Here is a 20,317-nt window from a genome sequence, read left to right on the forward strand (position 1 = left end):
CCGCGTCCTGCCCGCCCTAACTTAGAGCGAGTCCGGACAGGGGCGACAAGTCGGATCGTGCCGGCCGCCATGTCGCAGCCCGCCGTCGCCGGCCGGCGACCCTTCCCGCCGCCCCGCCCGGCCGGCGACCCTTCCCGCCACCAGCGACCCTTCCCGCCGCCGTCCCCGGCCGGCCACCCTTCCCGCCGCCGGCGCGAAGGCCTATGCCCCGGGCGACGCCAGAGCCGCCTCGCATCCGCGCCCGGAGCCGCATGGAATCCGATCCCCTCGTCCTGACCTGGCGCGCCGCCCGGCGTCTTCACGCCACGGCCGCGGCGCTCGCGGTCGGCCTCGGCGCCCCGCTCTGCGCGCTGGCGCTCCTGTGCCTGCGCGACCTGATCGCGGTGCTGCCGCGCGACGACGCGCCGGCGCTGCCCTTCCTGCGCCTGGCGGTGCCGCTGCCGGGCCGGGCATTCGTGCTCGCCCCCGGCCTGTCGATGCGCCCCGCCGAACTCGAACTCGCGGCCTTCCTGTGCATCGCCGCCTGCGCGGTCATCCTGGCGGGGCTCGGCTGGAGCGTGGCGCGCCTGTGCTTCGAGGCCCAGAACCGGGCCTCGGGGACGGTCCGCAACGCCGTCCTGGGGGCGATCCTCGACGCGCCGGCCGGGGCGCGGGACGAGGCCCGCAGCCTCGCCCGGATCGTCGGCGAGGTTCTGGTCCGGGCCGACCGGCTGCTCGCCGCCGGCATCGTCCTGCCGGCCATGACCCTCGCCGCCCTGATCCTGGCGCTGGGCTTTGCCGCTCTGGCCGCCCCGCGGCTGATCCCGGCCGCGCTGGTCGGCCTCGGGGCGGTCGGCCTCGCCTACGGCCTGGTGCTCGAACGGGCGCGGGACCGGCAGGACCTGCGCCTGCGCACCAGCGTGCGGGCGGAGGAGAACCTGAACGACCTCATCCGGCGGCTTCCGGCGGTGCGCAGCCACGGAGCCGCGGCCCTCGAACGCGGGCGGATCGCGGCCCGGGTCGCCGCGATGCGGGCCAAAGTGGCGCGGGCCGAGGCGCGGCTGGCCTACGCCCGGGCGCCGGCCCTGGCGCTGGCGGTGATCCTGCCGGCGATCGCGGTCGGGACGGCCCTGTGGCGCCCGGGGGGACCGGGCGCCGCGCCGGTCCCGCCGGTGGCTCCGGCCGCGCTCCTGGCGGCGACCGGGGCCTTCGGCCTGGCCGGCTGGCTGGCGGCGATCTGCGCGCGCCTCTGGACGGTGCGCCGGGCCGTGCGCCCGCGGTTCCGCGACCTCGCCCGCATCATCGCGGCCCTCGAAGGCCGGCGCGCGCGGGCCGGCCGGACGGGGGCGCCGCCGCCGCTGCCCCGGGCGGGGATTCTGGCAGCGGACGGCGTCGGCGCCTTCGATCCGGGGACGGGCGAGCGCCTGACCGGCGTCGACGTGGCCTTGACCATGCCGGGCCATGTGGCGATCACCGGCAGCCGCGGCAGCGGCGCCCGGGCGCTGGCCGCCGTCCTGGCGGGGCAGGTCGAGCCGACCGCGGGCGCGGTCACCTACGGGGGCACGGACCTGCGCAGCTTCGATGCCGCGGAGCGGGCCCGCCGCATCGCCTTCGCGTCGGGGGAGGCGATCCTGATGGCGGGCTCGCTGCGCCAGAACCTGCTCTACGGCACCGATCCGGCCAGCGCCCCCGACGATATCGGGCTGATCGGGATCAGCCGGCTCACGGGCCTCGACGGCTTCGTGTACGCCCGGGGCCTGACCGGCCGGCTCGATCCGGCGGCCCAGCCGCGGCTCGCCGCCGCGATCGTGGCCGCCCGCCGGACCATGCGGCAGGCGCTGGCCGCCAAGGGCGCCGAGCGACTCGTCGAGCCGTTCGACCCGGACCTCTACAACCACCAAGCGAGCATCGGCGAGAACATCCTGTTCGGCGAGCCGGTGGGCGGCGCCTTCGCGCCCCTGCGCTTGGCGCGTCACCCCTACCTGCGGGCGGTGCTGGAGGCCGAGGGGCTGGTGCGCCCGCTCACCGAGATCGGCCTGTCGGTGGCGCGCAGCACCGTGGAGATCTTCGCAGACCTGCCCAACGACCACCCGCTGTTCGACGCCTACTCGCTGTTCCAGGCCTCGGAGCGCGGCTATTTCGAGGACTTGGTGGCGCGGCTCCCCGACGCCGCGGGTCTGCGCCGGGGGCCGGCGGGCCAGCGCGACCGCACCCGGCTGATCGGGCTGGCCCTGCGCTACAGCGAGACCCGCCACCGCTTCGGCCTGATCGACGCCGCGTTCGAGGAACGGCTGGTCCAGGCGCGCCGCTCCTTCGCGCGGATGCTGCCGCCCCATCTCGCCGGGGCGGTGGAGTTCCACGATCCCTCCCGGGTCAATCCCGCCGCCAGCCTGGAGGAGAACCTCCTGTTCGGCCGCATCAGCCTCGGCGAGGCCAATGCCGAGCCGCGGGTGCGGGCGGTGGTGGGGCGCGTGCTGGCCGACGAGGGTCTCGAAGCCGCGGTCTACGGGCTCGGCCTCGACAGCAGGGTCGAGATCCAGCCGAGCACGGGGTCGCTGGCGGACGGGGCCATCAGCGCCCGCGAGCGGGTGGCGATCGAGCTGAGCCGCTGCCTCGCGCGCCAGCCCGACATCCTCGTGGTGGCCATCGCGCCCGACGAGCGCAAGGCCGAGGGCCTGCGCGAGCGATTGGGCCGCCTGCGGCAGGTGCGGGCCGGGCGCGGACTCATCGTCTGCCTGCCCGAGACGGGGGTCCCGGACGGGGCCGACCCGTTCGACGCGGTGATCGCGGTGGAGAACAGCGCGGTGGTCGCCCCCGCGGCGGTGCTCGCGGAGGCGGAGCTTGTCCCCGTGGGCTGAACGGGCGTCCGGTTCGCGTCGGGGCGGCAATGCCTGGAAACGGACATCGGGTCTTCTCCCGCTTCCGACTTTTGCCATCGTCGCACAAGCCGTCGGTCGCGAGATCAGGAGCGTTGCACAGCCTGTGCCTCGGCCGCATGTCCAACCGGACCGCGCTGGATGCCCTGGTAGCCGAGCCAGCCGGTGTAGAGGCCGACCAGCACGATCAGCACCGCCGAGGCGTAGGGCGCCTGCCGGGCAAAGCTGCTGAACCCGGACCAGCGCGAGGCGACGTGCTTGACGCTGAGCGCCGCCAGCACACCCGCCGACACCATCGTGATCGCCAACCCAACGCTGAAGCAGACCACCAGAGCGAAGCCGAGGCTGAACTGCTTCAACTGGATGCAGAGCAGCAGCACGGTGATCGCCGCCGGGCACGGGATCAGGCCGCCGGTCAGGCCGAACAGCACGATCTGCCCCGTCGTCACCCGCCGCCCCGCGAACCGCCGCCGGATGTCCGCGGCATGGGCTCGCGCATGGGCGTCGTCCTCGTCGCCCAAGCTCTCGTCGCCCAGGTTCATGTGATCGTGGTCGTGCTCCTCGAACACGACCGCGTGGCTCTCAACTCCAGCCTGGCCATCGAGGTGCAGCCGCGCCGTGAAGGCATGCGGCTCCGGGATCTCTTCCGAGCTTTCGAGATAGTCATGGGCGGCGAGGAACCCGAACGTCTGCCGGGTGCCGTCCGGGCGCCGTGTTTCGATCGTGAGCGCCTCGGCGTCCGGTAGCGGACCGCCCTCGCTGCGTATGCGCCAACGCGGTGGCACGCCGTCCTCGAACACCTCCAGCGTCAACATGCCGGCCGTGGTCGGGACGAACCTCGTCTCGCCGTGGTGATGGTGCTCGTGGTGCTGCTCGCGCCACGTCCGCCAAGCCATCCAGAGCGCGATCCCGACGATGAGGACCGCCGAGGCGAGTTGGAAGTACGGCTCCGACGCCGCGCCGCCCCACTCCCGGCCGAGGTACTGGCCGCCGAGCGCGATGATCCAAACGACCGCCGTATGCGAGAGCGTCGCCGCCAGGCCCAGCAGGACCGCCTGGGTGACTGTACCCCTGACCGCGATGATGAAGGCCGCCATCATCGTCTTCGAGTGACCCGGCTCCAGCCCGTGCAGGGCGCCCAGCAGGATCGCGCTCGGCACGAACAGCCACGCGTGCGCGGTCCCCTGCTGGAGCAAGTCGGTCAGTGAGGTCATGGGGCGGCGTCCGCTATTTCAGGTAGGTCCGCACCACCTCGATCAACTCGGCCGCACCCTTGGCGCGGTCGGCGTCCGGCTCGTTGTCCGGGTTCACGACGTGGTGGCGGATGTGATCTTCCATCAGTTCGGCGGTGAGGCCGTTGATGGCCCCTCGCATCGAGGCGACCAGCATCAGGACGTCCGTGCAGCCGATCTCGGCCTCCAGGGCTCGCTCGACGGCTTCGGCCTGTCCTTTGATCCGGCGCACGCGCGCCAGCAGCTTGGTCTTGTCCTTGACGGTGTGGGACATCGACGGTCCTTCCGGTTGGGTCATATAGGGGGGTACCCTATATGTTGTCGAGTGCGGGCGACGCCGCGGGGATGGAGAGGCCTCGTATCATGACGAAGGATGACCCCTGCATCGGGGTTTGCCGGTGGGACGGGCGTACGGGTTGGTGCGTGGGCTGCGGTCGGACCGTCCCGGAGATCGAGGGGTGGCGGAAGCTCTCGCCCTATCGGCGCTCCGCCCTGCTGCGCGAGTTGCCGCGTCGGGTCGAGCGATGTCAGCGATCGCCCGCGAAGCAGACGCCGCACTGAGCGGCAGCCAATGACCTTCATCCACCCTGAGCCGAAATCGCTGGACGGCTGACGAACGGCCGCCTTGGGCGTGCGCCGACAGCGGTCCCGGCGGCTGGATTGGGTCGGGATCGGACCGTACGCGTACCCACGTCCCCGCGTCACTGGGCGGACGCAAGAAGCGCAGCCTCACGGCCGCCGCAATACTCCGGCAGGTCCGGCAGCCGTGCCCGTCCGGCAGCCATCCCGGCCGATCCAGCGCGGACGGTTCATGCCTTCACCGACTTCGATCCTCATCGCCGCCGGCCTCGCCCTGGCGGCCCTGGCCGGCCCCGCCGCCGCGCAGGCCGACAAGGCCGAGGCGCCGATCCCGGCCGCGACCCTGGCGCTGATGGCCCAGAGGGGCGTCACGGCGGCGTCGCCGGTCCTGTTCCGGGCCTACAAGAAGGAATCGGAGATCGAGGTCTGGAAGAAGGGGCCGTCCGGCTACGTCTTCATCAAGACCTTCCCGATCTGCCGCTGGTCCGGCCAGCTCGGCCCCAAGCGCAAGAACGGCGACCGGCAGACGCCGGAGGGGTTCTATACGGTGCCCCGGCGCCAGATGAACCCGAACTCGCACTACTACCTGTCCTTCGATGTCGGCTATCCCAACGCCTACGACCGGGCGCACGGCGGCACCGGTTCGGCCGTGATGGTGCACGGCATCTGCTCGTCGATGGGCTGCTTCGCCATGACCAACGGCACGGTCGGCGAGATCTACGCCATCGCCCGGGACGCGCTGAAGGGCGGGCAGGCGGCGTTCCAGTTCCAGTCCTACCCCTTCCGGATGACCGCCGAGGCCATGGCGCGGCACCGGACCGACCCGAACATCGGCTTCTGGCGCGAGCTCAAGGCCGGCTCCGACCGGTTCGAGGCGAGCCGGGAGGAACTCCAGGTCTCGGTGGTCGCCGGACGCTACGCCTTCGCGCCGTCCAAGAACCCCGTCGTCGAGGCGGCCGTGGCCACCCGCCGGGCCGTCGAGGAGGCGCGGATGACGGCCCTGGCCGAGGCCGGGGAGCCCGCCGTGCGCACCACCTATTCCGACGGCGGCCAGAACGCCTTCTGGGCGGCCTACACGGCCCGGGGCGGGGCGGTCGGCGACATCAGCCGTCCGGAGGCGCTGGCCTTCGCCGGGCAGGAGGTGGTGGTCGTGCCGGGCCACCGTCCCCCGCGCCCGGTGCCCGAAGCCGTCTGGGCCGCCTGGGCGGCGCCGGATTCGGTGCTGTCGCTCCGGCGCATGGCCGGCTTCATCCCGGTCTACGAACGGGCGTCCGACCCGTTCGGGATGCTCGCGGCCCCCCTCCCGACACGCTACGCCGACGGGCTGCCCACGTGGCTGGCGGCCGGTCTCGGCGGCCCGGCTCTCGGCCGCCCGAATCTGCAGGGGGCGGCCTTCGGCCTCCTGGCCTCGGCGGGGGAGCTTTAGGCATGCACGAGCCCCGGCAAGCGGCCCGTCCGTGTGCGCCGCCGCACATCATGACGGCTGCCGGCACACCAATTCATGGTACGGCAGGGGACAAGCGGTACTCCTATTCCGCCAGCCTGCCGTATTCAGAGCTACCTTCCCGGAACGCCGACGGGGTTTCGATCATATCGGATCGGGACCGACTGTCCGCAGATTCGTGATCGCCATGTCCAACCGTTCCGAGCCGATCCTCCCGGCGGCCGACCAGGACCTCGTCCTCCGCTTCTGGGGCGTCCGCGGCTCGACCCCCGTCAGCGGCCCGCAATACGCCGAGTTCGGCGGCAGCACGCCCTGCCTGGAGGTGCGCTGCGGCCAGCGGATGTTCGTCGTCGACGCGGGCTCGGGCATCTACAATCTCGGCCAGCGCCACCGGAGCGACCTGCCCCGGGAAGTCGACCTGCTGTTCAGCCACCTGCACCTCGACCACACCGCGGGCCTTCCCTTCTTCAAGCCGGCGGTCCTCGACAGCGACCGGGTCATCAACACCTATTGCGGCAATCTCGGCGGCGAGTCGGCGGGGCCGACCCTCGACCGCCTGTTCGCGCCGCCGCTGTTTCCGGTTACCCTCGACAGGCTGTGCTGCACCTTCCGCCACCACGGCTTCCAGGCGGGGCAGACGCTGACCTTCCCGGACGGGACCCGGGTCGACACCATCCCGCTGAACCATCCGCAGGGCTCGGTGGGCTACCGGTTCGAACATGGCGGCCGCCGCCTGTGCCTGATCAGCGACATCGAGCACAGCGAGCCCTGGCCGGACCCGGCCCTCGCCGATTTCGTCGCCGGCGCCGACCTGATGGTCTACGACGGCATGTTCACCGACGGCGAATACCCGACCTGCCGGGGCTGGGGCCACTCGACCTGGCAGAAGGGGGTCGAGCTGGCGCAGATCGCCGGCGTCAAGGCGCTGGCCATCATCCACCTGCACCCGGGCCATTCCGACACGGTGCTCCGCGACATGGAGGCCGATCTCCAGGCCGCCATGCCCAGCGCCTTCATCGCCCGGGAGCACCAGAGCATCACGGTCGGCGCCCCGCGCACGGTGAGTCGCCGCTCCGGCGGCCGGCCGGCCGTGGGCCGCGAGCTGCGCCGCCGGATCAAAGTGGCCTGAGCGGCCGGGTCAGGCCGAGCGCCCGGCGGAGCGCGCCCCGCGCGTCCGCTTGAACCGGCCCAAGGCGAACAGCACGAACAGCGCCGCCCCGATGATCAGGATGCTCCAGCCGTAATTGCTGACGTTCTGGGCGTCGATCGGGTGGCCGATGCGGCCGAGTGCGACGAGGAGCCCGAAAACGGCGATCGCCGCTGACATCAACATACCGACGATCATCGTGGGTCTCCGGCGCGGTCCGACGCGGCGGCCGGGCCGGGAAAAATGCGCGGGTCCCGCGCCCGTTCCCGCTCCGCCGATCATCAAACCCGAAACTTCGGGCCTCACATGATTGCAACGCCCTCGGGCGCCGCACTAAGTAGGCGCCGTGACGGCGCCCCGGGGCGCGCCAGGAGCCCGAGACCACGGCGATGATCGGCCAAGAGACGACGACCCCGCAGACGACCGGCCCCCAGACGATGGCTCCGCAGGGCGGCCCCGCATCGCTGGCTGCGCAAGGGCAGGTGCGCCCGCAGGACCAGCTCGTGACGATCTACGGCGGCTCGGGCTTCCTGGGCCGGCACGTGGTGCGGGCGCTGGCCAAGCGCGGCTACCGGATCCGGGTGGCGGTCCGCCGGCCCGACCTCGCGCTGTTCCTGCAGCCGCTGGGGAAGGTCAACCAGATCGTGGCCGTCCAGGCCAACCTGCGCTACCCGGACTCGGTCACCCGGGCCGCCGAACGCTCGGACGTGCTGATCAACCTCGTCGGCATCCTGCAGGAGACCGGCTCCCAGAGCTTCGCGCGGCTGCAGGTCGAAGGCGCCGACGCGATCGCCCGCGCCGCGGCGCGCCAGGGTGCCCGGATGATCCACGTCTCGGCGATCGGGGCGGACTCGGCCTCGCCGTCGCTCTACGCCCGCACCAAGGCGGAGGGCGAGGCGCGGGTCTTCTCCGCCTGCCCCAACGCGGTGGTGTTCCGGCCCTCGCTGATCTTCGGGCCCGGCGACGGGTTCTTCAACCGCTTCGCCAGCCTCGCCCGGGCGCTCCCGGTCCTGCCGCTCGCCGGCGGCCAGTCGCGGTTCCAGCCGGCCTTCGCGGGCGACGTCGCCGAGGCGATCGCCCGCGCGGTCGACGGGACCGTGGCGGGCGGCAGGGTCTACGAGCTCGGCGGCCCCGAAGTGGGCACGCTGGAGCATTTCGTGCGCTACATGCTGAAGACGATCCGGCGGAAGCGCCCCGTGGTGGACCTGCCGCTGCCGGCGGCCAAGCTCCAGGCCCGGCTGCTGGAGATCGCCGACACCCTGACCTTCGGCCTCTTGCCGGACACGCTGAAGCTGACCCGCGATCAGGTGATCCTGCTGCAGAACGACAACGTCGTTTCGGAGGCCGCCAAGGCGGAGGGCCGCACGTTCGAAGGGATCGGGATCATTCCGACCGCCGCCGAGGCCGTCGTGCCGGGCTATCTCTGGACGTTCCGCAAGGCGGGCCAGTTCTCCACCGAACGGGACGAGGAGAACCTGTCGGAAGTGCCCGACATGCTGGCGTCGACGCCCATGGCGGCCGGCTCGCAGCACCGGCCGCAGACCGCCTCCGGTCCCGCGATCGGCGCGGATGCCGGGAGTTCGCCCGGCGGCATGGGTGCGCGCTGGGGCACCCGGAAGCCGGGATAGGTGACCGCATTTCCCCAGAGCTGCGCCATGCCCGTGAACCGCGTCCCGGCGCCGCGAGCGTGAGGCGCATCCTCGTCACAGGCGCCGCGGGCTTCGTCGGCGGGCATGTCCTGCCGCGCCTGGCGGCGGCGGGCGACCGCGTGGCGGGGATCGGCCGGGGGGGCGCGCCCCGGCTTCCGGAGGGCGTGGCCTACGAGACCATCGACCTCCTCGACGAGGCCGCGCTGAGCGCCTTCGTGGCGCGGTTCCGGCCGACCGAGATCCTTCACCTCGCGGGCCTGGCCTCGGTGGCGGATTCCGCCAGCGGGCCGGGGCAGACCTGGCGGGTGAACGTCAACGGCCTGATGAACCTCGTCGCCGCCGTCGAGGCCGTGCCGGGCTGCACGTTCTTCTTCGTGAGCTCCGGCGAGGTCTACGGCAGCGCCTTCCTGGCCGGCCATGCGCTCACCGAGGATTCCGAGCCGCTGCCGCGCAACACCTATGCCCGGTCGAAATGGGTCGGCGAGCAGCTGCTGCGCGACCTGCTGCCCCGGATCGGCGTGAAGCTCGTGGTGCTGCGGCCCTTCAACCATATCGGTCCGGGACAGGACGAGCGCTTCGTGGTGGCCTCCTTCGCCGGTCAGATCGCCCGGATCGAGGCCGGACTGGTGCCGCCGTGCCTGGAGGTCGGCAACCTCTCCTCCTACCGCGACTTCCTCGACGTGGCCGACGTGGCGCAGGCCTATGCGGGCCTCATCGGCCGGGCGGAATCGCTGCCGGACGGGCGCGTGTTCAACATCAGCTCCGGCATGCCGCGCACGATCGCCAGCGCCCTCGACGGCCTGCGCGACCGCGCGCGGGTGCCGTTCGAGATCCGCATCGCCCCCGAGCGGGTGCGCCCCGCCGAGATCCCCCTGGCGGCGGGCGATGCCGGCCGGCTGCGCGCCGCAACCGGCTGGCGGCCCCTCGTCGCCTGGGAGGATTCCCTGACGCGGGTGCTGGACGATGCCCGGGCGCGGCTGGCGGCTTCGCGCGAGACCGGACGCGGCGCGGATCCCCGCTCCTGAGCGGGCAGGGGCTCGGCGACGCGGGCTTCGGGCAACGCGCGACGGGCGGCCGACGTCACCCGCTCCGCATCGCGCAGGGACGCGTCGCGCCGCGCGCGAACCGGTCGTCGCCGCGCCGGGCCGTCCCGAGACGCGCCAGGCCGGGGTTCCCCTACCGCACCACGCCCTTCGCCCGCAGCGCCTCCCGCGCGGCTTCCGGATACTCCAGCTGCTCGGCCAGGATCTCGGCGCTCGAATCCCCGAGCCGCGGCGGCATGCGCCGGACCGGCAGGCGCCGCCCGTTCAGCCGATAGGGCGGGGCGATCACGTGGGCGTTGTCGGTCCCCCCGACCACCAGCCCGGCCTCCCGGGCGCGCGCACAGGTCAGCGCCTCGCGCAGGCCCATCACCTCGCCGCAGGGGATGCCGGCCGCCCGCAGCCGCGCGATCAGGGGCGCGCGCTCCCACTTGGCGAGTTCGGCCTCCAGCACCGGAATGAAGGCGGCGCGGTTCCGCGAGCGGTCGAGGTTGGTGGAGAAGCGCGGGTCGACGCACAGGTCCGGACGGTCCAGCACCTGCTCGCAGAAGCGGCGGTACTGCGCGTTGTTGCCCACCGTGATCACCACCGAACCGTCGCCGGCCTCGAACACGCCGTAGGGCACGATCGAGGGATGGGCGTTGCCGTAGCGCGGCGGGTCGATACCCCGGGCCAGGGCCTCCAGGCCGTAATAGGAGGTCAGCGCCACGCCGCAATCGAACAGCGCGAGGTCGACGGTCTTGCCCCGCCCGGTGCGCTCGCGCTGGTACAGGGCGGCCAGCACCGCCTGGGCGGCGTATTGGCCGGTGAACAGGTCGACCGCCGCGACCCCGAACTTCAGGGGCGGTCCGCCGGCCTCGCCGTTGAGCGCCATCACGCCGGATTCGCCCTGCACCACGAGGTCGTAGCCGGGGCGGCCCGCCTCCGAGCCGTCCGAGCTGTAGCCGGCGATCGAGCAGTAGATCAGCCCGGAATTCTCGGCCGCGAGCGCCGCGTAGCCGAGACCGAGCTTCTCGGCGCCGCCGGTCTTGAAGTTCTGCACCAGCACGTCGCTCTCGCGGGCCAGCGCCTTGACGATCGCCAGTCCCTCGGGCGTGGCGAGATCGACGCCGATCGAGCGCTTGTTGCGGTTCACGCTGTCGAAATACGAGGTGTTGCCGGGGCTGGTCGACACGCCCCAGTCGCGGGTGTCGTCGCCGCGCTCGGGATGCTCGACCTTGATCACGTCGGCGCCGAGATCGCCCAGCACCTGCGCGCACCAGGGCCCCGCAAGGACCCGGGACAGGTCGAGGACGCGGATCCCCGCGAGGGGCAGGTCGGGCTGTTCGGTCGTCATCGTGTCCTCCACCAAACCGGGGCGGGAAAGAGCGTCCTTCCCGCCCCGCGAGCGCGACGGCGCAGCACCGCCGGCGCAGCGGATGCGGCGGACCCGCGGGTCAGGGCCGCCGCACCCGAAACCTACGCCCCCATCACGCCGTGGAGGCTGCGCACGGCCGCGATCAGCTTCGGACGCGCCACGTCCATGAGGAAGCGCGCGTCGGTGATGACGGTCGGGGCGCCGCAATTGACCGCCATCGGCGGCAACCCGCCGCCGGGCTGGAACCCCACCGCGATGGCGCAGACCGTCTCCTGCCACTCGCCGAACGAGGTGCAGCAGCCGATCTCCCGGTGCTCGACCACCGCCCGGTCGAGGCCGACGCGCAGAGCGGGCCAGGCCACCGGATCGAGCGCCTTCAGGTCCTCGTAGATGCCCTCGCGCTCGCGGTCCGGGCAGATCGCCACGTAGGCGCGGCCCATGGCGCTGCGGGCGAGCGAGATGCGCGAGCCGGTATCGAGGTTCAGCGAGATCGCCGCCGGGCCGCGCTGGCAATCGACGTAGCGCATGCTGAGCCGGTCGCGCACCCCGAGTCCCACCGAGGCGTTCGCGGCCTCGGCGACCTTCCGCAGGACCGGCCGGGCGATGCCGCGCACGTCGAGGCCGCCGAGCGCGGCCGAGCTGAGCGCGATGGTCGCCGTGCCGAGCCGGTAGCGGCCGAGCTCGGCCATGTGCTGCAGGTAGCCGAGCTTGGTCAGCGTGTAGGTGAGCCGCGACACGGTGGAGCGCGGCAGGCCGCAGGCCGCGGCGATGTCGTGGTTGGCGAGGCTGGTCCGGCCCGGGCCGAAGCAGGACAGCACCGCCAGACCCCGGGCCAGGGCCGTGACGAAGTGGCGGTCCTCCTTCGCGCCGTCCGGACCGGGCCCGGGGGCGTCGGTCCCGGGCAGCGCCGTCGCCTCCCCGGCCGTCATCGGCGCAGGAACGCCGCGAAGGCCGCCTGCGCCTCCGGGCCCCGGCGCAGCGCGTGGAAGACCTCGGCCTCCTCGGCCATGGCGCGGGCGACGCCGTCGTCGTGGCCGCGGCGCAGGGCCCGCTTGGTCGCGGCGATGGAGATCTGGGGCAGGGCGGCGAGCGACCGGGCCTTGCCGAGGGCGGTCTCGAGCGCCGCCCCCGTCGGGACGGCGGCGTTGACGAGGCCGGCCGCCGCCGCGTCGTCGGCGCCGAAGGGCTCGCCGAGCATCAGCAGCTCGGCCGCCCGCTTGGTGCCGGCCACCCGGGGCAGCAGGTAGCTCGAGCCGCCTTCGGGACTGAGACCGAGCGCCGTGAACGGCAGGCGGAACCGGGCGCCCTGCGCCGCATAGGCGAGATCGCAGTGCAGCAGAAGCGTCGTGCCGATGCCGACCGCGTGCCCCTCCACCGCCGCGACCACCGGCTTCGGGCACGCGCGCAGGGTTGTGAGGAAGGCCAGGCCGGGACTGTCGCCGCCGGTCTCCACGTCCTGGAAGTCCCTGAGGTCATTGCCCGCGGTGAAGCAGCCGCCCGCGCCGGTGAGCACCACAGCGCGCACCGCCGCGTCGGCGCCGGCCGCCTCGAAGGCCGTGACCAGGGCCGCGTAGGTGGGTCGGTCGAGGGCGTTGCGCCTCTCGGGCCGGTCGATGGTGACGAGCCGGATCCCGGACTCCGGATCGGCGACGCGCACGCTCACGGGACGGCCCCGCTGACGTCATCCGCCGACGGGCCGGAGAGCCGCGCCCGCGCCGCCGCGTACTCCCGGGCGAGCCGGGCCACGAGATCGGCGGTCGCCGGCGCGTCCGCGATCGTGCCGACGCCCTGACCGGCGCCCCAGACGTCGCGCCACGCCTTCACGCTGCCGCTGCCGAAATTCATCGCGGTCTTGTCGCGCACCGGCAGCGCCTCGGGATCGAGCCCGGCGGCGCGGATGCTCGGCGTCAGGTAGTTGCCCGGCACGCCGGTGAAATAGGGGGTGTAGAGGATGTCGGCCGCCGCGCTGCCGGTGATCATGTCCTTGTAGGCCGGGGCGGCGTTCGCCTCCCGGGTGGCGATGAACCGGGTGCCCATGTAGGCGAGGTCGGCGCCCATGGCCTGAGCCGCCAGGATCGCCGAGCCCGAGGTGATCGCCCCCGACAGGATCAGCGGACCGTCGTAGAACCGCCGGATCTCACCGACGAGGGCGAAGGGGCTGAGCGTGCCGGCATGGCCGCCGGCTCCCGCGCAGACCAGGATCAGCCCGTCGACGCCCGCCTCCAGGGCCTTCTCGGCGTGGCGGACGCTGGTGACGTCGTGGAACACCACGCCGCCATAGGCGTGGACGGGGCGGATCACCGCGTCGGGCGCCCGCAGGGAGGTGATGATGATCGGCACCCGGTGCCGGACGCAGGCCTCGACATCCTGCGCCAGCCGGTCGTTCGAGGCGTGGACGATCTGGTTCACCGCGAAGGGCGCGATTCGTTTCGCCGGGTCCGCCGCCCGGGCCTCGGCGAGGGTGCGGGTGATCCGCGTGAGCCACTCGTCCAGCAGCTCGGCCGGCCGGGCGTTGAGCGCCGGGAACGACCCGACCACGCCGGCGAGGCATTGGGCGATCACCAGCTCCGGGCCCGAGACGATGAACATCGGCGCGCAGATCACCGGCAGGGCCAGGCGCCCGCGCAGAGCCTCGGGCAGGCGCCCGTCCGGCTGTTCGGGACCGTCGCTCACAGGTCGTACCCGACCGGACAGGCGCCCCTGGACCCTTCGCCCCGATGAATGCCGCGCACCGCGCCTCTCCCCTGCTTCCGGCGTTCCGGCCCTCGATCGGCCACCGGCGACCGCAGCGGAATCCCGCCCGGCGCCGGTTTGATGGCATGGCCTCCGGGCCGCGGTCAAACCTTCGCCTGCGCCGGCTTCTGCAATGCAGAATGCACGGCAGAGCTCTCGCGAGCGGCGCAATCCGTCCTTGACGGACCGCGGTGGCCGGACCAAAATTCCGCATCGATGCAGACACTTATTCTGCATTGCAGAATGGGAGGAAGTCCAGGGTGGTACGTCAGGAGGTCGACGGCGGCGTGGCCGTGCTCACGCTCGCCAACCCGCCGGTCAACGCGCTGGGCGCGGCCCTGCGGGCGGCCCTCGACGAGGCTCTGGCGACGGCCATCGCGGACGATTCGGTGCGGGCCATCGTGCTGGCCGCCGAGGGCCGGGTGTTCGTCGGCGGCGCCGACATCACCGAGTTCGGCAAGCCGCAGCGCCCGCCGAGCCTGCCCGATATCCTGGACCGGCTCGACGCGAGCCCGAAGCCCGTGATGGCGGCCATCGGCGGTGCGGCGCTGGGCGGCGGCCTGGAGCTGGCGATGGCCTGCCACGGCCGGGTCGCGGCGCCGTCCGCCAAGCTCGGCCTGCCGGAGATCAAGCTCGGGATCATCCCGGGGGCAGGGGGCACGCAGCGCCTGCCGCGCCTGATCGGGCCCGACGCCGCGTTCCGGATGATGCTCACCGGCGAGCCGGTCCCGGCCGAGACGGCGGCGTCCCTCGGGATCGTCGACGCGGCGGTGCTCGGCGACCTCGTGGCGGCGGCGCGGACCCGCGTTTTGGAGATCGCCGATTCGGGCGCGCTGCCGCGGGCGCGCGACCGGTCGGAAAAGCTGACGCCGGAGGCCCGCGCGCGGTTCGAGGCGCAGGCCGCCGAGGCGGTGCGGCGCGATCCCGACGCGACCAACGTCCATGCCCTCGCCAGGGCGGTGCGCGCCGGCCTCGAGCAGGATTTCGACGCGGCCGTGGCGGTGGAGCGGGCCGAGTTCCGCACGCTCGTGGAGGACCCGCGCTCGAAGGCCCTGCGCTACGCCTTCTTCGCCGAGCGCGAGGCCGCCCGGGTGCCGGGCCTGCCGAAGGACACGCCCCGCAGGACCCTCGCGACGGCGGCGGTGATCGGCGCCGGGACGATGGGCGGCGGCATCGCCATGTGCTTCGCCAATGCCGGGATCCCCGTGACGGTGATCGAGACGGAGGCCGCCGCCCTGGAGCGCGGCCTGGACCGGGTGAAGGGCCTCTATGCCGGCTCGGCCAAGCGCGGCTCGATCACCGAGGCCCAGCGCGACGAGCGGGTCGGCCGGATCAGCGGGGCGATCGGGCTGGAGCACGCCGGGGAGGCCGACATCGTCATCGAGGCGGCGTTCGAGGATATGGGCGTCAAGCGCGAGATCTTCTCGAAGCTCGACACCATCGCCAAGCCCGGCGCGATCCTGGCCACCAACACCTCCTATCTCGACGTCAACGCCATCGCGGCGGTGACGGGCCGGCCGCAGGACGTCCTCGGCCTGCATTTCTTCAGCCCGGCCAACGTCATGCGCCTCGTCGAGGTGGTCCGCGCGGAGAAGACCGCCCCGGACGTGCTCGCCACCGCCCTCGACCTGGGCAAGCGCCTCAACAAGCTGCCGGTGACGGTGGGCGTCTGCTTCGGCTTCGTCGGCAACCGCATGCTGGAGCGCCGCAGCCGCGCGGGCGAGCGCCTGCTGCTGGAGGGCGCGCTGCCTCATGAGGTCGACGCGGCGGTGACCGGTTTCGGCTTCCGGATGGGCCCCTTCGCCATGGGCGACCTCGCGGGGCTCGATATCGGCTGGCGCTCGCGCAAGGATTTCGGCGGGCGCGCCCCGGTCGCCGACTCGCTCGCCGAGATGGGCCGCTACGGCCAGAAGACCGGCCGCGGCTTCTACCTCTACCCGGACGGCGCCCGGACCGGCACCCGCGACCCGGAGGTCGAGGCGCTGATCGCGCGCGTCGCCGCCGAGCACGGCATCACCCGGCGCAGCTTCACGCCCGACGAGATCGTGGCGCGGCTCATGTACCCGATGGTCAACGAGGGCGCGCGGATCCTGGAGGAGGGGATCGCGGCCCGGCCCGGCGACATCGATACGATCTGGATCAACGGCTACAACTGGCCGGCCTGGCGCGGCGGCCCGATGCACTGGGCCGACACGGTCGGGCTGAAGACGGTCGCCGAGGCGCTGTCGCGGTTCGCGGCCGAGACCGGCGACGACAGCCAGGCGCCGGCGCCGCTCCTGCGCAGGCTCGCGGACGAAGGCGGCCGTTTCGCCGCCTGGAAGGCGACGGCCTGATGGCCTGTCGGGCCGCGTCCCGGTTTCGAAAGGTCCGGGACCTTTCGCGGGTGCAGGGCAGCGCCCTGCTGGCGGCCAGGGCCGCATCCGTCGGGGCGTCGCCCCGACACCCCACCAAAGGGCGCGACGCCCTTTGAAAACCCCGGAGGCCCCCGGCATGACTGACGCGGTGATCGTCTCGACCGCCCGCACGCCCATCGGCAAGGCGCATCGCGGCGCGCTGAACCTCACCCGCGGCGCCGACCTTGCGGCCCACGCGATCCGCGGCGCCCTGGACCGGGCCCGGCTGGATCCGGGCGCCGTCGAGGAGGTGGTGCTCGGCTGCGGCTATCCGGAGAACGCCACCGGCGGCAACGTCGCCCGGCACGCGGCGCTCGTGGCGGGGATCCCGGTGGACTCGGCCGGCGTCACGGTCTCGCGCTTCTGCGCCTCCGGCCTGGAGGCGATCGCCAGCGCGGCCCGCCGGATCATCCTCGACGGCGTGCCGGTGGCGGTGGCGGGCGGCGTCGAGTCGATCAGCCTCGTGCAGCCCAAGGTCCAGCGGGAGCTGACCCGGAACGCCTGGCTGGAGGCGCACCTGCCGGCGATCTACATGCCGATGATCGAGACCGCCGACATCGTGGCGGAGCGGTACGGCATCTCCCGGAAGGCGCAGGACCAATTCGCCCTGGAGAGCCAGCGTCGCACGGCAGCAGCCCAGGAACGCGGGCTGTTCGACGACGAGATCGTCCCGATGAGCGCCGTGATGGCGGTGACCGACAAGGCCAGCGGCGAGACCCGGGAGGTCGAGACGCGGCTCGCCAAGGACGAGGGCAACCGCCCGGACACGACCCTGGAGGGCTTGGCCAAGCTCAAGCCGGTGCGCGGGGAGGGCGCCTTCATCACGGCCGGCAATGCCAGCCAGCTCTCGGACGGGGCCTCGGCCAGCGTGCTGATGTCGGCCGAGGAGGCCGCCCGGCGGGGGCTCACGCCGCTCGGCACCTTCCGGGGCTTCGCCTCGGCGGGCTGCGGGCCGGACGAGATGGGCATCGGCCCGGTCTTCGCGGTGCCGCGGCTGCTGGCGCGCCAGGGCCTGACGGTCGCCGATATCGACCTGTGGGAGCTGAACGAGGCGTTCGCGTCCCAGTCGGTCTATTGCCGCGACACGCTCGGGATCGACCCCGACAAAGTCAACGTCAACGGCGGCGCCATCGCGGTCGGCCACCCCTTCGGCATGTCGGGGGCGCGGCTCGTGGGCCACGCCCTGCTGGAGGGCCGCCGCCGCGGGGCGCGCTACGCCGTGGTGACCATGTGCGTCGCCGGCGGCCAGGGCTGCGCCGGCCTGTTCGAGATCGGAGGCTGAGCATGGATCTGCGCTTTACGCCGGAAGAACTCGCGTTCCGCGACGAGGTCCGGACCTTCTGCAGGACGGAGATCCCGGCGGAGATCCGGAAGAAGGTCTCGGAGGGCCGCAGTCTCTCGAAGGACGACTACGTCACCAGCCAGCGGATCCTCAACGCCAAGGGCTGGGCGGTGCCGCACTGGCCGCAGGAATGGGGGGGCCGGGATTGGACCCCGATCCAGCGCTACATCTACACCGAGGAGCTGTTCCAGGCGGCGGTGCCGCTGCCGCAGCAGTTCAACTGCTACATGTTCGGGCCCGTGCTCGCGACCTTCGGGCGGCAGGACCAGAAGGCGCGCTTCCTGCCCCGGGCGGCCAACCTCGACGACTGGTGGTGCCAGGGCTTTTCGGAACCCGGCGCCGGCTCGGACCTCGCCTCGCTGAAGACCAGGGCGGTGCGCGACGGCGACCACTACGTGGTCGACGGCCAGAAGACCTGGACGACGCTCGGCCAGCATGCCGACTGGATCTTCTGCCTGGTCCGCACCGACTTCGAGGCCAAGAAGCAGCGCGGCATCTCGTTCCTGCTCATCGACATGACGACCCCCGGCATCACCGTGCGGCCGATCCTCACCCTGGAGGGGCGCCACGAGGTCAACGAGGTGTTCTTCGACTCCGTGCGGGTGCCGGTCGAGAACCTCGTCGGCGAGGAGAACCGGGGCTGGGACTACGCCAAGTTCCTGCTCGCCAACGAGCGCACCGGCATCGCCCGGATCGGCCTCACCAAGGAGCGGATCGCCCGGATCAAGCGGCTGGCCCGGGAGATGCCGGCGGGTCCCGGGACGATGTGGGACGACCCCGCCTTCCGGTCCCGCGTCGCGGAGGTCGAGGTCGAGTTGAAGGCCCTGGAGATCACCCAGATGCGGGTGGCGGCCAAGCAGGGACGGGCGGATTCGGTGGAGCCCGACCCGGCCTCCTCGCTCCTCAAGATCCGCGGCTCGCAGCTCCAGCAGGCGGCGACCGAGTTGCTGGTGGAACTCGCCGGGCCGTTCGCCCTGGCGGCGCCGGCGCGCGGGGCAGGGGCCAACAACCTGCCCGGGGGCTTCGACTGGGTCGATGCCGCGGCGCCGAGCTATTTCAACAATCGCAAGGTCTCGATCTACGGCGGCTCGAACGAGATCCAGCACAACGTCATCGCCAAGGGCATTCTGGGGTTGTGAGCCGACCCGAGAGGCCGAAGCCCGTCTGATAGGCGCAGCGATCCCGGCCGGCTCTCCCTCCCCCCTCTGTGGGGGAGGGTGGCCCCCGAAGGGGGTCGGGAGAGGGGAGCGACGGTGCAGAACAGCGCACGGCCTTCATGAAGCTCACGTCTCCTCCGGAAACCGGGCTCCCTTCTCCCGACCCCTGCTGACGCAGGGGCCACCCTCCCCCGCAGAGGGGGGAGGGAAACGACCTGAGGACACCACCATGGATTTCGACCTGAACGAGGACCAGTCGCTCCTGCACGACAGCGTCGAGCGGCTGGCGGCGGACCTGTACCCGTCCCTGGAGAGCCGGCAGGCGCGGCTGAAGGCGCCCCTGGGCTTCCCCGACGCGGGCTGGACCGCCTTCGTCGACCTCGGCGTCACCGGCCTGCCCTTCCCGGAAGCGGAGGGCGGGTTCGGCGGCGGCCCGGTCGAGACCCTGCTGGTCATGGAGGCGGTGGGCCGCAACCTCGTGGTCGAGCCGCTGCTGGCGAGCCTCGTGCTCGGCTCGACGGCCCTGCGGCTCGGCGGCAGCGCCGCGCAGACAGCGCGCCTCCTGCCCGGCGTGATCGACGGCTCGCTGCGGCTGACGCTGGCCCAGACCGAGCGCCAGTCCCGCTACGACCTCCACGACGTGGCCACGACGGCCCGGCGCTCCGGCGACGGCTTCGTGCTCAGCGGCGCGAAATCCGTCGTGCCCAACGCCGACGCGGCCGGCCTGATGGTGGTCTCCGCCCGGGTCTCCGGGGAGCGGCGCGACCCGCACGGGATCGGCCTGTTCCTGGTGCCGACGGACTCCCCGGGGGTCGCGATCGAGGCCTACCCGACCCAGGATGGCGGCCGGGCCGCGGAGGTGTCGTTCTCCGACGTCGCGCTGCCGGCCGACGCCGCGCTCGGCGACCTCGAGGCGGGCCTGCCGCTGCTGGAGCGGGTGGTGGAGCACGGGATCGCGGCGCTTGCCGCCGAGGCGGTCGGCTCCATGGACGCGCTCCACAGGCTGACGATCGACTACCTCAAGACCCGCACGCAGTTCGGGGTCAGCGTCGGCTCGTTCCAGGCCCTGCAGCACCGGGCCGTGGACATGCTGATCCAGCTGGAGCAGGCGCGCTCGATGGCGCTCTACGCCGCCATGATGGTGGAGGCGGAGGATCCCGCGGCGCGCGCGGCGGCGCTCGCGGCCGTGAAGGTGCAGATCAACAAGGCGTGCCGGTATGTCGGGCAGGAGGCGGTGCAGCTCCACGGGGGCATCGGCATGACGCTCGAATACATCGGCGCCCACCACTTCAAGCGGCTCGCCATGATCGAGTACCAGCTCGGCGACACCGCCCACCACCTGCGCCGGATCACGCAGGCCGAGAACGGGCTGCTGGCGGCGTGAGGGGC

The 20,317-nt window shown here is 72.9% G+C and carries 17 protein-coding genes; 10 read left to right on the plus strand and 7 right to left on the minus strand.

Annotated elements, in window-relative coordinates; all coding sequences use genetic code 11:
* The first annotated feature begins 251 nt into the window (after window positions 1–251).
* On the plus strand, window positions 252–2,837 hold the full coding sequence (locus tag MKL01_RS27285; RefSeq protein WP_243908309.1) for an ABC transporter ATP-binding protein: 2,586 nt from the start codon (window positions 252–254) through the stop codon (window positions 2,835–2,837).
* Window positions 2,838–2,941: 104 nt separating this feature from the next.
* Here MKL01_RS27285 and MKL01_RS27290 read toward each other — a convergent pair whose 3' ends face one another.
* Complete coding sequence (locus tag MKL01_RS27290) at window positions 2,942–4,069, minus strand: nickel/cobalt efflux transporter (protein WP_243908310.1); 1,128 nt, start codon at window positions 4,067–4,069, stop codon at window positions 2,942–2,944.
* A gap of 13 nt (window positions 4,070–4,082) precedes the next feature.
* Complete coding sequence (locus MKL01_RS27295) at window positions 4,083–4,361, minus strand: metal/formaldehyde-sensitive transcriptional repressor (protein WP_243908311.1); 279 nt, start codon at window positions 4,359–4,361, stop codon at window positions 4,083–4,085.
* A gap of 89 nt (window positions 4,362–4,450) precedes the next feature.
* Between MKL01_RS27295 and MKL01_RS27300 the strand changes: the two genes are divergently transcribed.
* The 3 genes from MKL01_RS27300 (at window position 4,451) to MKL01_RS27310 (ending at window position 7,239) form a co-directional block, all read left to right on the plus strand.
* The gene (locus MKL01_RS27300) at window positions 4,451–4,648 is read left to right on the plus strand and encodes a DUF1289 domain-containing protein (RefSeq protein WP_243908312.1); all 198 of its coding nucleotides are present in this window, start codon (window positions 4,451–4,453) and stop codon (window positions 4,646–4,648) included.
* Window positions 4,649–4,898: 250 nt separating this feature from the next.
* Window positions 4,899–6,092 carry a murein L,D-transpeptidase family protein gene (locus MKL01_RS27305; protein ID WP_243908313.1) on the plus strand — a complete coding sequence of 398 codons (1,194 nt, stop codon included), beginning with the start codon at window positions 4,899–4,901 and terminating at the stop codon, window positions 6,090–6,092.
* A 205-nt stretch (window positions 6,093–6,297) separates the two neighbouring features.
* Window positions 6,298–7,239, plus strand: a complete 942-nt coding sequence (locus MKL01_RS27310) for an MBL fold metallo-hydrolase (protein WP_243908314.1) — start codon at window positions 6,298–6,300, stop codon at window positions 7,237–7,239.
* A 9-nt stretch (window positions 7,240–7,248) separates the two neighbouring features.
* Here the strand turns inward: MKL01_RS27310 and MKL01_RS27315 are convergent, their stop codons facing one another.
* Window positions 7,249–7,455, minus strand: coding sequence for a hypothetical protein (locus tag MKL01_RS27315; protein ID WP_243908315.1), 207 nt, complete (start codon window positions 7,453–7,455; stop codon window positions 7,249–7,251).
* A 239-nt stretch (window positions 7,456–7,694) separates the two neighbouring features.
* Here MKL01_RS27315 and MKL01_RS27320 point away from each other — a divergent pair, with 239 nt between their 5' ends.
* Window positions 7,695–8,885 carry a complex I NDUFA9 subunit family protein gene (locus MKL01_RS27320; protein ID WP_243908375.1) on the plus strand — a complete coding sequence of 397 codons (1,191 nt, stop codon included), beginning with the start codon at window positions 7,695–7,697 and terminating at the stop codon, window positions 8,883–8,885.
* 59 nt (window positions 8,886–8,944) lie between these two features.
* Complete coding sequence (locus MKL01_RS27325) at window positions 8,945–9,931, plus strand: NAD-dependent epimerase/dehydratase family protein (RefSeq protein WP_243908316.1); 987 nt, start codon at window positions 8,945–8,947, stop codon at window positions 9,929–9,931.
* A gap of 151 nt (window positions 9,932–10,082) precedes the next feature.
* On the opposite strand, the gene MKL01_RS27330 is transcribed toward MKL01_RS27325, so the two are convergent.
* The 4 genes from MKL01_RS27330 to MKL01_RS27345 form a co-directional block, all read right to left on the minus strand.
* Window positions 10,083–11,282 carry a CaiB/BaiF CoA transferase family protein gene (locus MKL01_RS27330; RefSeq protein ID WP_243908317.1) on the minus strand — a complete coding sequence of 400 codons (1,200 nt, stop codon included), beginning with the start codon at window positions 11,280–11,282 and terminating at the stop codon, window positions 10,083–10,085.
* Between the two features lie 122 nt (window positions 11,283–11,404).
* Window positions 11,405–12,232, minus strand: a complete 828-nt coding sequence (locus MKL01_RS27335; RefSeq protein ID WP_243908318.1) for an IclR family transcriptional regulator — start codon at window positions 12,230–12,232, stop codon at window positions 11,405–11,407.
* The gene (locus tag MKL01_RS27340; protein WP_243908319.1) at window positions 12,229–12,966 is read right to left on the minus strand and encodes an enoyl-CoA hydratase-related protein; all 738 of its coding nucleotides are present in this window, start codon (window positions 12,964–12,966) and stop codon (window positions 12,229–12,231) included. Before MKL01_RS27340 ends, MKL01_RS27335 begins: the two co-directional genes overlap by 4 nt.
* Window positions 12,963–13,976: an NAD(P)H-dependent flavin oxidoreductase gene (locus MKL01_RS27345; RefSeq protein ID WP_243908320.1), complete on the minus strand. Its 1,014-nt coding sequence runs from the start codon at window positions 13,974–13,976 to the stop codon at window positions 12,963–12,965. The genes MKL01_RS27340 and MKL01_RS27345 overlap by 4 nt, the downstream gene beginning before the upstream one ends.
* 320 nt (window positions 13,977–14,296) lie before the next feature.
* On the opposite strand from MKL01_RS27345, the gene MKL01_RS27350 reads away from it, so the two are divergent.
* From MKL01_RS27350 to MKL01_RS27365, 4 genes are all read left to right on the plus strand, one after another.
* Window positions 14,297–16,369: a 3-hydroxyacyl-CoA dehydrogenase NAD-binding domain-containing protein gene (locus MKL01_RS27350; protein WP_243908321.1), complete on the plus strand. Its 2,073-nt coding sequence runs from the start codon at window positions 14,297–14,299 to the stop codon at window positions 16,367–16,369.
* A 157-nt stretch (window positions 16,370–16,526) separates the two neighbouring features.
* Window positions 16,527–17,711, plus strand: a complete 1,185-nt coding sequence (locus tag MKL01_RS27355; RefSeq protein ID WP_243908322.1) for an acetyl-CoA C-acyltransferase — start codon at window positions 16,527–16,529, stop codon at window positions 17,709–17,711.
* A 2-nt stretch (window positions 17,712–17,713) separates the two neighbouring features.
* A complete protein-coding gene (locus MKL01_RS27360; protein WP_243908323.1) occupies window positions 17,714–18,910 on the plus strand; it encodes an acyl-CoA dehydrogenase family protein in 1,197 nt (398 codons plus the stop codon).
* Between the two features lie 247 nt (window positions 18,911–19,157).
* Window positions 19,158–20,312 carry an acyl-CoA dehydrogenase family protein gene (locus tag MKL01_RS27365; RefSeq protein ID WP_243908324.1) on the plus strand — a complete coding sequence of 385 codons (1,155 nt, stop codon included), beginning with the start codon at window positions 19,158–19,160 and terminating at the stop codon, window positions 20,310–20,312.
* Window positions 20,313–20,317: the final 5 nt, after the last annotated feature.

The organism is Methylobacterium sp. J-070, from assembly GCF_022829385.1.
Taxonomy (GTDB): domain Bacteria; phylum Pseudomonadota; class Alphaproteobacteria; order Rhizobiales; family Beijerinckiaceae; genus Methylobacterium.

Coding starts and splice junctions, on each gene's coding strand:
- MKL01_RS27285 (WP_243908309.1), top strand. CDS start 252: ATGGAATCCGATCCCCTCGTCCTGACCTGGCGCGCCGCCCGGCGTCTT.
- MKL01_RS27290 (WP_243908310.1), bottom strand. CDS start 4,069: ATGACCTCACTGACCGACTTGCTCCAGCAGGGGACCGCGCACGCGTGG.
- MKL01_RS27295 (WP_243908311.1), bottom strand. CDS start 4,361: ATGTCCCACACCGTCAAGGACAAGACCAAGCTGCTGGCGCGCGTGCGC.
- MKL01_RS27300 (WP_243908312.1), top strand. CDS start 4,451: ATGACGAAGGATGACCCCTGCATCGGGGTTTGCCGGTGGGACGGGCGT.
- MKL01_RS27305 (WP_243908313.1), top strand. CDS start 4,899: ATGCCTTCACCGACTTCGATCCTCATCGCCGCCGGCCTCGCCCTGGCG.
- MKL01_RS27310 (WP_243908314.1), top strand. CDS start 6,298: ATGTCCAACCGTTCCGAGCCGATCCTCCCGGCGGCCGACCAGGACCTC.
- MKL01_RS27315 (WP_243908315.1), bottom strand. CDS start 7,455: ATGATCGTCGGTATGTTGATGTCAGCGGCGATCGCCGTTTTCGGGCTC.
- MKL01_RS27320 (WP_243908375.1), top strand. CDS start 7,695: ATGGCTCCGCAGGGCGGCCCCGCATCGCTGGCTGCGCAAGGGCAGGTG.
- MKL01_RS27330 (WP_243908317.1), bottom strand. CDS start 11,282: ATGACGACCGAACAGCCCGACCTGCCCCTCGCGGGGATCCGCGTCCTC.
- MKL01_RS27335 (WP_243908318.1), bottom strand. CDS start 12,232: ATGACGGCCGGGGAGGCGACGGCGCTGCCCGGGACCGACGCCCCCGGG.
- MKL01_RS27355 (WP_243908322.1), top strand. CDS start 16,527: ATGACTGACGCGGTGATCGTCTCGACCGCCCGCACGCCCATCGGCAAG.
- MKL01_RS27360 (WP_243908323.1), top strand. CDS start 17,714: ATGGATCTGCGCTTTACGCCGGAAGAACTCGCGTTCCGCGACGAGGTC.
- MKL01_RS27365 (WP_243908324.1), top strand. CDS start 19,158: ATGGATTTCGACCTGAACGAGGACCAGTCGCTCCTGCACGACAGCGTC.